We start from the raw sequence: 14,251 nt of genomic DNA on the forward strand, positions 1-14,251 counted from the left end.
CCTTAAGACGAGCGATGGGCGGCATCGGGATGGATACTCATCGATTCGAAGCGGTTTTCCATCCACTGGTTGTCGAAGTGGTCGGCGCAAAATTGCTCCAGGGCGTTGTCGGGCGCGGCGCCGGCCAGGCGCGAGTACCAGCAATCCATGGCCACCAGCGTCATGACGCCGTTGAAGATCATGAGCGCCGCGCACAGCGCCGTGATGGAGTAGCGCCAGCGCCAGGGGATGAGGTTCACCGTGTGCAGCAACGCCGGCAGGGCAAGCTTCACCCAGACAACGCCGAGGGCGCCCCACATGCACATGAACATGAAGTTCGTGCGCCCGTTGATGTTGAGGAAGGTGCCCGTGTAGTCCCAGGCGATAGCACCGAAGGCGTATTCCATAAACCAGCTGACGAAGTACTCGAAGGCCCCGCCGATGACGGCGCTCACGATGAACACCACAGGCAGCGGCGCGCTGTGGAAGCGGTTGAGAGCCAGCGTCATGAGCACGGCGCCGAACCCGTAGATAGGGGAGAAGGGCCCCCACAGCAGGCCCGCGCGGTCCTCGTAGTGGCCGAAATCAACTACGAGCACGTGATAGATGGACTCGATGACCACGCCGGCAATAGAGGCGATGACGAAGATCCAGAACAGATTGAAGAAGTCGAGCTCGATGTAGCCGCGCCCGGTTTTGTCGAGGCCGAGCGTGCCCTCCTCGGCTTCCTCGCGGGTTTCCATGAGGCGGAGGCGGCGCTGCAGCTCGCGCTCGTCGGAGAGGGAGGGGTCGACCCACACGTGGGCGACGATGAGGATGAGCGCGCTGGCGCCGAGGAACCACAGGCCCGGGTTCACGCCGAACAGGAGCAAGTCGGCCATGAACGCCACCACGAGCCCAATGGCCACGGCCTCGGCAATGAGACGGGCGCGACGGCGGTTCCCGCGCAGAAGGCGGAAGCCGAGCACGCCGGAAGCCAGGACGCAGAAGCACCCGGCCGAAACGAGCGCAACGTAGAGGATTACAGTGAGCGGGGACTCGTCGGCGTAGGAGCCTTCCACGAACACCGAGCCCGTCTGCATGAGAACGCCCACGACTTCTGGCACGACGGCCACGCCGCCGAGCATGAGCAGGGCGCCAAACACGCGCAGCGCCAGCGGCGTGCGCTCGCTGACCTTGCCGCTCCCGATGCCGGGATCGGGCTGCAAGGGGGTTTGTTGAAGAACCGTCGGATCCATGGGGCTATGGTATCATGACCCCCATCTTCGGACGGCAAGCCCACAACAAGCCCGCAAGCTAACCGCCTGCGCGCCACAGTGCCGCCACAACCGCAGGTCGAAAGGAGCGCCGGTGGAAGCCGAGCAGACAAGCACCATCTCGTGGTACCTGCGCATGTTCTCCTACTTGCTCATCATCTGCGGCCTGGTCGGTTTCGTCGTGGGCGCCGTGGTGATTTATGGGGCCATTGCCGACGGCTTCTCGTCTGCCGGGAGCCTTCCCCTGGGCGACCTTGTTTTGGGCGTTGCCGCCGCAGCGGCCAATGGCATCACGGTGGCAACGGGTCTTTTGGGGCGCTTGGCCGCGCGCAGCCCTCAGCGCGCGGGGGCCCTGCGCAGCCTGGCCCTTGCTGGCGTCGTCGCCTCGGTGCTGGGCTTGGGGCTGTGCTACGCCGCAGGCGGAGAGCTGCCCACCTCGCTTATCTTCAACCTGCTTCTCATGGCCGCCTGCGTGGTCATTGCCGGTAACCTGGCTCAATCGGAGCAGTAGTTCCCCTGCGGCCTAGCCGACAACGGGTCAAATACAGTACAATGCGAGGTTAGGGTCGCATTGTGCCGACCGCACTATCTCAGGAGGAAACATGACTGAACTCGATTCGCAGAACAGCGTCTCTCCGGCCGAGTCCGCTGTCGACGAGGGCCTCTCGCCCCGCGCCGCCGCTGAGGCCAAGAAAGCCGCCGCCGCCAAGGCCGCCGCCGCTGCGTTCATCCAGAGCGCCGAGGACGAGTACGGCACCGTTGAGGCTGCGCAGCCCCGTGATGTGAAGAAGGGCCACCGCACGGCCATTATCATCGGGCTCGTCATCTGCGTGCTCGTGGCCGCCGCCGGGCTTGCCTACCTGTTCACCTCCGGGTTCTTCAACGATGAGCCCGTCGCCGAGGAAACCCAGCGCGTGCCGCTGTCCGATGCCCGCGTGCTGGCCGCCTTCGACGAGGTGACTATGGACGCGCCGGATATAACCCAGTACGCCTACGTGTCCCAAGATGCCCTCATTGGCCCGAAGTTCAGCGATATCGTTTTGAACGAGCCTACGAACCTGGGCGCGCCGGGCAACCAGATCGTCACCTGCGAGGCGACGGCTACGGCCACGTTCAAGAACAAGGGCATCGAGATCAACGTGCCCGTAACCCTGCCCTTCGAATACTCCGATGCCGGCGAGACCTGGGTTCCCGGCGAGCTGACGCGCGGCGAGGCCACGGCTACTCCACTGGCCAGCGCAAACGCCAGCGATATTCTGGCCAACTTGAACGACATTCTGGCCGCCAACGACCCCACCTACGGCGAGGCCATGGCCGATGCCTCTATCGTGAAGACCACATCGGACCTCACCATCGACGGCGGCCCTATCACGGCGGCGCTTTCCAAGACGGTGGAATCCGAGGCCGATGGCGTGACGACCAGCGAGCTGCGCACCTCCACGGTGACGCTGAACGTGGCATGGTCGAACACCGAGGGCTGGATTGTCTCGGTGGCTGATGCCGGCCAGATCGAGGAGCAGACCAATCAGATTCCCGCCGCTGGCTCCAGTTCCGACACTCCCGCCAGCGTGGACCCGGCCAATGCCGATCCTGAGAACCTCGGTACGGTGAAGTACGGCGACACGGTCACCTTGGCCGGCACGCTGCAGGCCGTGGAAGGCGCAGCCGACCTTTCGGCTGGCAACAATTACACCAACAACGGCGCCACGGAAAACGCCAACGGCAGCGTGCAGCTGGTGCTGAAGCTCAACCGTCCGGTGGACATGAGCCTGAACGGCACCCAGTACCGCCTTACCACCATCGCTGTTGCCACCTCGGGCCTCGACGACAATGGAAAGAGCCTCATCGGCCGCAAAGCCGACGTGAAGGGCCCGCTGGAGGAGTCCTTTGCCACGAGCTGGTCGCCGGCTGGCATCAAGGCCCTCGAGATTCACGTGGAGTAGCCCGGCAGCGGTTGCCCCCTTTAAACTGTGCATGCGGCGCCCCTTGGACGGAGGTTCAAGGGGCGCTGTGCTATGATGGCAGGCACTGCATTTTTTGCGCTGACCCCTGCGGTTCGCGCCCTTATGAGCTGAGGAGGTATGCGTGCTCCAAGCAACAGATTGGGCCGATGTGAAGGTGGTGGGCATTCCGCGCGCTTTGCTGTTCTACCGGTTCGGCGTGCTGTGGACCACTTTCTTCGAGAGCATTGGTCGTACCGTGGTAGTGAGCGACCCAACGGACAAGGCCATCGCCGATGAGGGCGACCATCTCTCGGTAGACGAGTGCTGCCTGGCCTCGAAGGTGTTCGTGGGCCATGTGGAAAGCCTCGTGGGGCGCTGCGACGCGGTTTTCGTGCCCTGCTATCCCACGGGCGAGCCGCGCACCGGCTTTTGCACGAAGTTCCAGTCCGCTACCGACATGGTGCGCAACACGTTTCGCGATCAGAAGCTGCGCGTTATATCCTGCGAGGTGAGCAGCGCCCGCAAGATGAAGGACGTGCGTCGCGCCTTCGAGGAGATGGCCTTGCGCATGGGCGTGAGCCTGAAGGACGCTCGCGCAGCCTTCAAGGCCGCCTGGGATGCCCAGCGCGCCCACGACGAGGCTCAGGCCGATGCTCAAGATCGCACCCTGCGCCGCGTCGACGAGCAGCGCAAGGTTGCCAGGGCCGCTGTGGCGGCGGGCGAGGATGTGGCGTTTCCTCTGGGCATTCTCGTGGTGGCGCACCCCTACATTACCCACGACCCCTATCTCTCCAGTGCGGTTATCGACTCTCTTACCGACATGGGCGCCACGGTAATCTACGCTGACGCCATGGATCACGAGCGCTCTTACAAGAAGAGCTTCGATTTCTCCGGCACTATGCCCTGGCTCATCAACCGCGAGCTCATCGGCGCCATCCTTCTGGCCCAAGACCGCATCGACGGCATCGTGCTCATCAGCGCGTTTCCCTGCGGCCCCGATTCCATGACCGACGACGCCATCATGCGCTGCATTCAGGGCACGCCCATTCTGAACCTCATGATTGACGCGCAGTCGGGCACCGCCGGCGTGGAGACCCGCGTGGAAAGCTTTGTGGACATCCTGCGCTTCCAGCAGAAGGGAGGCTACGTTCATGGCTAAGCCCCAGGCTCTTATCGAACAGGTGCGCTCGTCGGTGGCCGTAGAATTCGAGCGCCGCCACGCACCCACGCTCATCGCCGACCGCAAGGCGGCCAAGGCGGCCCGCCACAAGGCCAAGCACCACAAGTACACCAAGGCGGCCTTCTTCCGCTACTGCTACTACGACCCGGCGTTCAAGTTCTTCTGCGAGCAGGTGCTCGATGTGGATTACCTGCCGCTGCCCGAGGCCACCCGCGCCTACGGCGAGGTGGGCGTGCAGAACTCGAGCGATTACGTGTGCACCCCCTTCAAGCACATCCTGGGCGACTTCGCCGAAGCGCTCGATCTGGGCGCCGACATTCTCATCCAATTCGGCGGCCCGTGTCGTCTGGGCTACTACGGCGAGCTGCAGGAGTCTATTCTGCGCGATATGGGCTACGACTTCATCATGCTGAACTTCGCCCATGGCATCGAGAAGGGGTATCTCGGCTGGGCCAAGGAAGTGCTGAAGACGGTGAACCCGAACATCGATGTGCCTCACGGCGTGGTGAAGCTGAAGGCCGTGGCGAAGATGATCGAGCATTTGGACACCCTGCGCGACTACTACCTGGCCAATGCCGGTTTCGAGGTGGAGCGCGGGGCCTTCGACGCCGCCTGGGTGTCGACTATGGACGCCATGCGCACCTGTCTGGACGAGCGCGATATCAACCAGGTCTATCGCGAGGCCATGGCCGCCTTCCGCGCCATTCCGCTGGACAAGCCCGCCGACCCTATTCGCATCGGCGTCGTGGGCGAGATGTTCACGGCCATCGACAGTCGCAGCAATCTGGATTTGGACCAGAAGCTCATCCGCATGGGCGTGGAAGTACATCGCATGCTGAACTTCACGAATCGCTACTTGCGTTATAACGAGCCGAATTTACGCGTGGGCGCCAAGGACTACCTCACCTACGACATGGGTCCCACGTCCACCCTCACCATTGCGGCGGCGAAGAAGTACGCTGCCGAGGGCTTCGACGGCGTCATTCACGCGAAGTCGGCCGGCTGCACGCCGGAGATCGACTGCATCCCGGTGCTGCAGAAGGTGAGCGAGGACTACCGCATGCCCATCCTGTACCTCACCTACGATTCCCAGACCTCGGACACGGGCCTGGACACGCGCCTCGAGGCGTTCTACGACATGCTTGCCATGAAGAAGGAGAAGAACAAATGACGAAGGCTTATCTCGGTATCGACATCGGATCCATTTCCACCAAGGGCGTGATCATCGACGAGAATCGCACCATCATCGCTCGTTCCTATTTGTGGACCGAGGGTAATCCCACCGAGGCGTCGAAGAACGTCGTGCGCGAGCTGGAAAGCCAGGTGGAAGGCCAAGACGTGCGGATTGTCGGCGCCGGCACCACGGGCAGCGCGCGCCGTTTGGTGGGCGCCATGCTGGGGGCGTCGGTTATCAAGAACGAGATTACGGCTCATGCGGTGGGCACCACCCATCTGCACCCGGACGTGCGCACCATTTTGGAGATTGGCGGTCAGGACTCGAAGATCATCTGCGTGTCCGATGGCATTGCCGTGGACTACGCCATGAACACGCTGTGCGCTGCGGGCACCGGCTCGTTCCTGTCGTCCCAGGCCCATCGCTTGGGCGTTGAGGTGGAAGAGTTCGGGGAAGTGGCCCTCACCTCGAAGAAGCCGGCGAATATCGCCGCTCGTTGCACGGTATTCGCCGAGAGCGATCTGGTGCACAAGATTCAGGTGGGCTATGCTCGCGAGGATATCATCGCGGGTTTGTGCAATGCTGTGGCGTCAAACTATCTGAACAACGTGGGCAAGGGCAAGAAGATCGCCGCACCCGTGGTGTTCCAGGGCGGCGTATCCAAGAATGCCGGCGTGGTGCATGCCTTCGAAGAGCAGCTGGGCATGCCCGTGGCGGTGGATCCGGACGGGCACCTCATGGGCGCCTACGGTGTGGCACTGCTTGCTGCCGATGCGGGTCCCATTGTGCAGGCGGAATCGGGCCCCTTCGTCAGCGGCACCTTCGACTTCGAGGCCATGCTCGACTTCGATTTCAAGACGCGCGAGATCGAGTGCCAGAAGTGCGCCAACCACTGCGAGGTCATCTGCGTCTACCGCGACAAAGATATCATCGACAGCTGGGGCAACCGCTGCGACCGCGGTGCGGTGAAGACGACGGCGTAGCGGGTGCGTCCGCGCGGGAGGGCGGCGGGGTCGTCGGCCGAGCCCCCGCTACGCTATTCGCCCTTCGGGCTCAGGCGCTTCGCTCCTTCATGCATTTACTGGGGTGGTCTTCGACCACCCTCTTTTTTGGTGTTCAGAGGTCTCGGCCGACGACCCCGCCGCCCTCCCGCGCTGTATTGACGGGGTTGAGGCGTGCCGCTGCGACTCAGTTGGGCGCAGAGAGCGTACGGATCGGCGGGGAGTGGGACCTCGCGATGGAAATTGGGCAAAAAAGGCCGATTTGGACAGGGAAACGCTCGACTCGTGTTCCCTTCGACAGCAAAATGCCTGGTCACAGCATCCGCCTTCGTTGCGTTTGGCGAATTGAGTGTCCATAACGGAGGAAATTGACCAGTTTGTTCCTCCGCCTGCCAAAAAACAGGGGTTTGGACAAAGCTGTCTCTGATAGCATTCGAGCATTCGACTTTTTCACGGATGCGATACGAGAGCGAGGCTGATGCGGTATGGCGTTGGGCGTTGGAAGAAAAGAACTGGTGATGGTGGGCGTACTACTGACAGGTACGCTGTTGGCGGTGCTGAACCTGACGATGTTGTCGCCGGCGCTGCCGGCGATCATGGCGGACTTGGGCGTGGACGCCACCACGGCACAGTGGCTCACGTCGGTGTACGCCCTGGTAGAGGCCGTGATCATTCCGCTTTCGGCCTATTTGGTGGGGCGGTTCACCACCCGGCAGCTCTTCGTCACGTCCCTGTCGGTGTTCACTGTGGGTAGCTTTCTTGCGGCCATCGCGCCGAACTTCTGGGCGCTGCTGCTCGGCCGCATCCTGCAGGCGGCCTGCACGGGCGCGGTCATGCCCATGGTGTTCACGGTGATTCTGCTCGTGTTCCCGCGAGAGAAGCGCGGCACGGCCATGGGCGTTATCGGACTCATCATCGGCTTCGCGCCGGCTGTGGGCCCGTCGCTTTCCGGTCTGCTCGTTGACTCGGTGGGTTGGCGGGCGCTCTTCGCCATCGTGACGACGCTGGGCGTGGTGGTCGTGGTGCTGGCGTTCTTCCTGCTGCGCAACTACGGCAACTTTGCTCGCACCACTTTCGACAAGCTGTCGGTGGCGCTTTCCACAGTGGGTCTTGTGTGCCTGCTGTACGGGCTTTCCACCTTTGCGTCGACGAGCAACATGGCTCTCACTCTGGCGCTCATTGCAGTGGGCATCGTGCTGGTGGCGCTGTACGTCCGTCGCCAACTGAAGCTGCCCGAGCCCATGCTTAACGTGCGTATTCTAAAGACGCGCCCCTATGCGACGGCGGCCTGCGTCATCATCATCGTGCAGGCGTCGCTTCTGGGTACCGAGGTCATCACGCCGCTCTACATTCAGGGCACGCTCGGCTTCACAGCCACCATGTCCGGTGTGGCCATGTTGCCCGGCGCGGTTATCGGTGCGTTCACGGGACTGCTGTCCGGCCGCTTGTTCGACCGCTTCGGCGTGCGCAAGGTGGCGGTGCCTGGTGTTATCGTGGCGGCGCTGGGCGCATCGGGGCTTGCGCGGCTGGGCATTGATGCGAACTTCATCACCGTGGTGCTCACCTATACGACGCTCGTCATCGGTCTGCAGTTCACGATGACGCCGCTGAACACCTGGGGTGTGAACTCGCTGGACAACCGCGTTATCCAGCATGCCCAGGGGCTTTCCAACACTATGAACCAGGTGGCGGGATCGTTCGGCACGGCGGTGCTTGTGTCGGTATCGGCCCTCTCGCCTATGGTGGCACCCGAGGCTCCTGCCTTCGAGCAGGCCTACCTGGGCGAGCATATGGCCTACATGACCACCTTTGCCCTTATGTGCGTGGCGGCGCTCGTCATCATCTTCCTCGTCCGCGATCGCAAGGGGGTCGCGGCCGCGGGGGCCGAGGCCGCTGGTGGCGAGCCTGTAGATTACAGTGCCGGCATTTCCGGCGTGACCGTTGACGGCACCGCCGACGAGGGCTTCGACGAGAACCGCGTCTACCGCGCGGTGGACGTCATGAACCGCGAGCCGGTGTGCGCCCGCGACACCGATACCATGGCCGCCGTCATTCGCCTGATGGATGCCGGTCAGACCAGCGGCGTGCCCGTGGTGAACGGGGCTGGCGACTTGGTGGGCTTCGTGTCCGACGGCGATGTGGCGGCGTATCTGGGTCGTGCGGAAATCTCGCTCACCGACGCCATGCTGAACACCTACCGCTACGTCGATGACGAGGCGGAAATGACACGCCTGCGCGAGCTGGCGGCCCTGAATGTCATGAACGTGGCTACCAAGCGCGTGATCTCGGTGGCCTGGGATACGCCGGTCGACGAGGTGTGCCAGCTGTTCGCCACCAAGCGCATCAAGAAGGTGCCGGTGGTCCGCGACGGCAAGCTCGTGGGCGCCCTCTCGCGCCGCAACATCATCCGCTCCCTCGCCGAGGGCATCGAGCTGCTGGAAAAATAGCGCAGTAAAGCCCCAACGTTTTCGGTGCAAAGCCCGCAACGTACGTTCGTTGCGGGCTTTTTTCATTGGGAGAGCCAAAGGCGCCCGCGTGTCGTTTCTCAGGGTGGTTATCATCTTTAACCAAGCGATTGAACTGGCATTTCTTGAGCTAATCACCCATGGTTGGTGAGGGGGTGACCCGTGCTCTTTTCACCAATCCCACGGCTCTAATTCATCAATTGCGGGCGTTTCGCGACGCTCCGCGCGCTCGTACAGTGCTCTTATCGCAAGACGAGCGAGGAGAGAGCCTGATGGAAACGGAACTGCTGAACGAAACCGCCTCCCACAACGAGATTGCTGAGGTCGACCAGACGCAAGAAGAAGCCGCGCCAGTCTACGAAGACGTGCGCAAGGCGCTGCTGGCCAACCGCGCTAACACCCTGGCATTGCTCGCCTGTCTGCGCGAGACCCTCGAAGAGCGTCCGTTCCGCGAGGCTGAGGCGGCCGTTGCCGATTCCGAGGCCATGGGCCTTACAATGCAGGGCCCCCATGCCCTCTACGGCATTCTTATAAAGTGCGGCGCCGTGGAATCTATCGAAGTGCCCGAAGAGGCGGCTGCCTGTTCTGCCGACGATGCAACGGGGCTCGCCATCCCGGCCGAGGACGCCGATTCGACTGAGCTTCCCGACCAGCCCGTGGACTATCTGCTGCACACTACCGACCTCGGCCGCAGCGCGTTGGACGAATTCGAGCCCACCAAGCGCTTCGCCGAGCTGATTGCCGGCGAGCCCGTGCTGTATCGCAGCGCCTACGACGCCGTGCTGGCCCTGTGCGAGAAGGGTGCTTCCAAAAGCGCCATCGAGACGGCCCTCGCCGATCACGAGGCCCTGTTTAATCCCAAGCAAATCTATCCCGGATATTTCATCTCCAAGCTGGAGACCGTAGACGGTATCTCATGGAACGGTGTGTGGCGAACCACCGAAGCAGGCCGGCGCATGCGCGCACTGCTGGCCTAGCGCGCAGGTTTGCTTGCTGTTCCAGGGACATACAAGCTAATCGAGAGGAAAGAAGGAGAAGGCTTATGAGTCGAGCCACTATGACGCGTCGAGGATTCCTGAAATCCACGGCGGCCATGGGAGCGGTGACGGCGCTGGGCATCAGTGCGGCTGACAGCCTCACGGCGGTCGATCCGGCCCATGCCGATGAGGCGTCCGATGTGAAAATCGTCAAGACGTCGTGCCGTGCCTGCATTGCCAGCTGCGCGGTGCTGGCCCACGTACGCGACGGCCGCGTCGTGAAGATCGAGGGCAACCCGGAAAGCCCTATGTCTCAGGGCGGCGTATGCGCCAAGGGCCTGGCGGGCATTCAGGCGCTGTATCATCCGAACCGTAACAAGTACCCCATGCGCCGCGTAGGCGAGCGCGGCACCAACCAGTGGGAGCGCATCTCCTGGGAAGAGGCGCTCACCGAGGTGGCGACCAAGATCAACGAGGTGTCCGACAAGTACGGCTCCGAGGCCATCTCCGTTTCTACGGGCGGTGGCGGCAACCCGCACTTCTCGAACGTGAAGCGCTTCGGCGAGGCCATCAACACCCCCAACGTGTGGGAGCCGGGCTGCTCGCAGTGCTATCTTCCCCGTATGGGCGCCTCTCTTCTGGCCTACGGCGCCGGCAAGCCCAACAACCTGTCGTTCTCCGACTCCAACGGCTGGGACTACTACTACACCGACAGCCCGGTGACCTCGCTCGTGCTGTGGGGAACCGATCCGTCGAACTCTTCGGTGGCCACCGGCGGTCGTGCCCTGGCCGAGCTGCGCAACCGTCCCGAGGGCCTGCGCACCGTGGTCATCGACCCTCGCTACACTCTGGACGCCGCCAAGGCCGAGGTGTGGCTGCCCATCCGGCCCGGTACCGACGCGGCCCTGCTGCTCACCTGGACGAAGTGGATTCTCGACAATGAGAAGTTCGACGAGGAGTTCTGCCGTACCTGGACGAACATGCCCTATCTCATCAACCCCGAGACGCGCCTTACTCTGAAGGCGACCGAGGCTGGCCTTCCCGGCACCGACGCCGACTACGTCGTGTGGGATCCGGAGAAGAACGCCCCGGTGGTCGTGGAGTTCCCCATGAACGAGGGGCTCTCACCCGCGCTGTTCGGCACCTACGAGGTCAACGGCATGCAGTGCTCCACGGGCGGCCAGCTCCTGAAGGAATCCTGCGAGGAGTGGACCCTCGAGAAGGGCGCCGAGGTTTGCTGGCTCGATCCCGTGCAGATCGAGCGCGCTCTGGAGATTTACACCGACCCCAACGGCCAGTCCGGCATCATGCAGGGCGTGTGCATCGACCAGTACGTGCAGTCCCAGCAGTGCGCTCTGGGCGCTTTGAACCTCGAGTTCCTCATGGGCAACGTGGAGAAGCCCGGCACCATGCTGCAGAAGTTCGCCCCGGCCCCCTGCAAGGACCAGCTGGGCAACACGCCGCGCCTGCTCTCCAAGGAAAAGGTCATGAAGCGCTGCGGCACCATCGAGCACAAGGGCATTCTGTGCTGGGACATGGCGCACATCCCTTCAGTGTTCCAGGCCATGAAGGACGGCGACCCCTATCAGATTCACATGTGGATCGAGCGCTCCGGCAACAAGCACGTGGTGCTCGGCAACTCGTCCTGTCTCGATGAGATCGTGCCGAACCTCGACTACGTGGTGCAGTGCTTCATGTACCCGACCGCGTTCTCGGTGCTCTGCGCCGACCTGCTTCTGCCCACCACCGAGTGGCTCGAGACGAACCTTACCATCCCGCAGCTGAACACCATCGTCATGCGCCAGGCGGTCACCCACCTGTTCGAGACCGTGGAAGAGGGCATCATCTGGACCCAGATCGTTCAGAAGTGCGCCGAGCTGGGCAACGAGCACTGCCCCAAGGCCTTCGACGAAGAGGCCTGCATGACCACCCCGTTCTACAAGAACGAGTACGAGAAGCAGCTGCAGCACCTGAACAAGCTGGAGATGAGCTGGGACGAGGCCTGCGAGAAGGGCGTTATCGAGTGGGCCACGCCTGAGGAGTACCGCACCTATCAGACCTACCTGGCGGATGACGAGGAGAACCCCGGCAAGCCCAAGGGCTTCGGCACCCCCTCCAAGAAGCTGGAAGTGTACTGCGAGTCCAATATCATCCTGGGCCGCACGGGCGCTCCCTGGTCCCAGTGCGCCGAGGAGAAGCCGCTCGTGCTTCCGCCGGCCAGCGCCGACTACGAGCCGTTGTGCTACTACGTGGAGCCGGCCGAGTCGCCCCTGACCGATACCGAGTATCCGCTCGTGCTCACCGAGGGCCGTCTGCCCATGTATCACCACGGCACCCTGCGCAACATCCCCTACCTGCGCGAGATCTACCCCGTGCCCGAGATGTGGATCCATCCCGAGGACGCCGAGAAGTACGGCATCGCCGACGGCCAGTGGGTGAACATCGAGAGCCGCCGCGGCAAGACCCACGGCAAGGCCCGCGTCACTACCGCCATCGCCAAGGGCGTTGTGTACCAGGAGCGCTTCTGGGCCCCCGAGCTTTTGGATTCCGATGATCCGGCCCAGGCCTACAAGGTGATGAATATCAACGTGCTCACCAAGAACGACCCGCCCTACAACCCCGAGTACGGCACCTACACCCTGCGCGGCTTCCAGGTGAAGGTAAGCCCCAGCGACGACGAGATCCTGAAGAGCGTGTGGATCGAGCCCGAGCAGTTCCAGCCCTGGATGCCCGCTCCCAGCGAGAAGACCGAGGATGTGTTTGACTATGGCGCGTAATTGCATTGTTGTGAACCTGGACCGCTGCACCGGATGCTTCGGGTGCGAAGTGGCTTGCAAGATGGAAAACGGCGTGGCCTTGGGCGAGCGCTGGTCGAAGGTGTTCACCGTGGGCCCGGTGGGGGAGTACCCCGACATGACCCGCTACGCGCTGCCCACCATGTGCCAGCAGTGCGAGAACGCCCCCTGTGTCTCGGTGTGCCCTACCGGTGCCAGCTATCGCGACGAGAACGGCGTTGTGCTGGTGGACAAGGAGAAGTGCATCGGCTGCAAGTACTGCATGATGGCCTGCCCCTACGGCGTACGCTCGTGGAATGTGGCCGAGAAGTGCGCCGAGAAATGCACGCTGTGCGGACACCTCACCTCCCAGGGAAAGCTTCCCGCCTGCGTGAAGAGCTGCGCGGCCGGCGCCCGCTTCTACGGTGATTTGGACGACCCCAATTCCGATGCGTCCAAAGAGCTGGCCAAGTACGCCGAGGGAGACATCCACACGCTGCAGGACGTGGGCAATGCGCCGGCGACCCGCTACATCATGACCAGCATGATCGGCCAGTGGCAGGATCGCGTCACGCCGACCGACCATCCGCACACCGCCGCCTATCCGGTGGCCGAGTAAGGAGCCCCCATGGAAATTCAATGGTCCCTTGTTTTGTTCACCGCTCTGTCCGGGGCGGGGGCGTGGCTTGTCGCCTGCGCCGGTCTCGATGCCTTTAAGGGCCTGGCCAAAAAGACGGTTGTGCCGGCGGTCATCGTGGGCATCGTCCTCATCGTCGTGGGCGGCATCGCCTCGGCGACCCATCTGTCCCACGTCGACCGCATCATGGCCGTGCTGGCTCACCCGGCGCCGGGCATCTTCCTGGAGGCGCTGCTCCTCGGCATCGATGTGGTAGTGGCCGCCGTATTCCTCGTGCTGTACAAGCGCAACGCCTCGGAGGGCGTGCTCAAGGGCTTGGGCATTGCCGCTGTGGCCATGGCCGCCATCTTCAGCTACGCCTGCGGCTCCTCCTACATGATGTCCTCGCAGCTGGCTTGGAACACCATTGCGCTGCCGCTGGGTTATCTCGGCACGGCGCTCGCTGCGGGCACGGCCCTGTGGTACCTGCTGTGCGCTGTGCTCAAGGAGGAGGCCGCTGCCTTGTCCTTCGCGGCCACCGAGACGCTTGTCGGTGCCGCTGTAGCTCTGGTGACCTCTCTTGCCTACGGCCTTATGGCCGGCATCGTGGGCGGTGATTCCGCAATCCTGTTCTGGGTCGGAGTCGTCATCTGCGGGGGCGTGGTGCCCCTGGCCTGCGGCGTCGTCGGCATGAAGAAGACCGATGGGGCGCTTTCCCTGGCCATCGTGGCTGTGGTCGGCGCGTTCATCGGGTCGGTCGCCTATCGCGTGCTCATGTGGACCGCGTCCATCGCTTTGATGTCGCTGTTCGGTGTGAGCATCTAGTTTCACCGTTTTCCGCCGCCCGGCTTCCCCTTCCGGCCGGGCGGCCCCTCTTCAAGGAGTT

General features: G+C 63.2%; 11 protein-coding genes. 10 read left to right on the forward strand and 1 reads right to left on the reverse strand.

Annotation, left to right across the window (positions count from 1 at the left end; genetic code table 11):
* Window positions 1–2: 2 nt before the first annotated feature.
* Window positions 3–1,187, reverse strand: coding sequence for a putative ABC transporter permease (locus tag VJ923_RS11150; protein ID WP_326441484.1), 1,185 nt, complete (start codon window positions 1,185–1,187; stop codon window positions 3–5).
* A gap of 142 nt (window positions 1,188–1,329) precedes the next feature.
* Here VJ923_RS11150 and VJ923_RS11155 point away from each other — a divergent pair, with 142 nt between their 5' ends.
* From VJ923_RS11155 to VJ923_RS11200, 10 genes are all read left to right on the forward strand, one after another.
* A complete protein-coding gene (locus VJ923_RS11155; protein WP_326441486.1) occupies window positions 1,330–1,746 on the forward strand; it encodes a hypothetical protein in 417 nt (138 codons plus the stop codon).
* Window positions 1,747–1,837: 91 nt separating this feature from the next.
* Window positions 1,838–3,178, forward strand: a complete 1,341-nt coding sequence (locus VJ923_RS11160; RefSeq protein WP_326441488.1) for a hypothetical protein — start codon at window positions 1,838–1,840, stop codon at window positions 3,176–3,178.
* Window positions 3,179–3,320: 142 nt separating this feature from the next.
* Window positions 3,321–4,337, forward strand: coding sequence for an acyl-CoA dehydratase activase-related protein (locus VJ923_RS11165; RefSeq protein ID WP_326441490.1), 1,017 nt, complete (start codon window positions 3,321–3,323; stop codon window positions 4,335–4,337).
* A complete protein-coding gene (locus VJ923_RS11170) occupies window positions 4,330–5,529 on the forward strand; it encodes a hypothetical protein (RefSeq protein WP_326441492.1) in 1,200 nt (399 codons plus the stop codon). Before VJ923_RS11165 ends, VJ923_RS11170 begins: the two co-directional genes overlap by 8 nt.
* The gene (locus VJ923_RS11175; RefSeq protein ID WP_326441494.1) at window positions 5,526–6,515 is read left to right on the forward strand and encodes an acyl-CoA dehydratase activase; all 990 of its coding nucleotides are present in this window, start codon (window positions 5,526–5,528) and stop codon (window positions 6,513–6,515) included. The genes VJ923_RS11170 and VJ923_RS11175 overlap by 4 nt, the downstream gene beginning before the upstream one ends.
* 536 nt (window positions 6,516–7,051) lie before the next feature.
* Entirely contained in the window at window positions 7,052–8,980 is a 1,929-nt protein-coding gene (locus tag VJ923_RS11180) for an MDR family MFS transporter (RefSeq protein WP_326441496.1), read from the forward strand.
* A 290-nt stretch (window positions 8,981–9,270) separates the two neighbouring features.
* Window positions 9,271–9,975 carry a hypothetical protein gene (locus VJ923_RS11185; protein WP_326441498.1) on the forward strand — a complete coding sequence of 235 codons (705 nt, stop codon included), beginning with the start codon at window positions 9,271–9,273 and terminating at the stop codon, window positions 9,973–9,975.
* 65 nt (window positions 9,976–10,040) lie between these two features.
* Complete coding sequence (locus VJ923_RS11190; RefSeq protein ID WP_326441500.1) at window positions 10,041–12,752, forward strand: molybdopterin-dependent oxidoreductase; 2,712 nt, start codon at window positions 10,041–10,043, stop codon at window positions 12,750–12,752.
* On the forward strand, window positions 12,742–13,368 hold the full coding sequence (locus VJ923_RS11195; RefSeq protein WP_326441502.1) for a 4Fe-4S dicluster domain-containing protein: 627 nt from the start codon (window positions 12,742–12,744) through the stop codon (window positions 13,366–13,368). Before VJ923_RS11190 ends, VJ923_RS11195 begins: the two co-directional genes overlap by 11 nt.
* A gap of 9 nt (window positions 13,369–13,377) precedes the next feature.
* Window positions 13,378–14,190: a DmsC/YnfH family molybdoenzyme membrane anchor subunit gene (locus VJ923_RS11200; protein WP_326441504.1), complete on the forward strand. Its 813-nt coding sequence runs from the start codon at window positions 13,378–13,380 to the stop codon at window positions 14,188–14,190.
* Window positions 14,191–14,251: the final 61 nt, after the last annotated feature.

Origin of the sequence: Adlercreutzia shanghongiae (assembly GCF_035830635.1) — a bacterium.
GTDB lineage: Bacteria > Actinomycetota > Coriobacteriia > Coriobacteriales > Eggerthellaceae > Adlercreutzia > Adlercreutzia shanghongiae.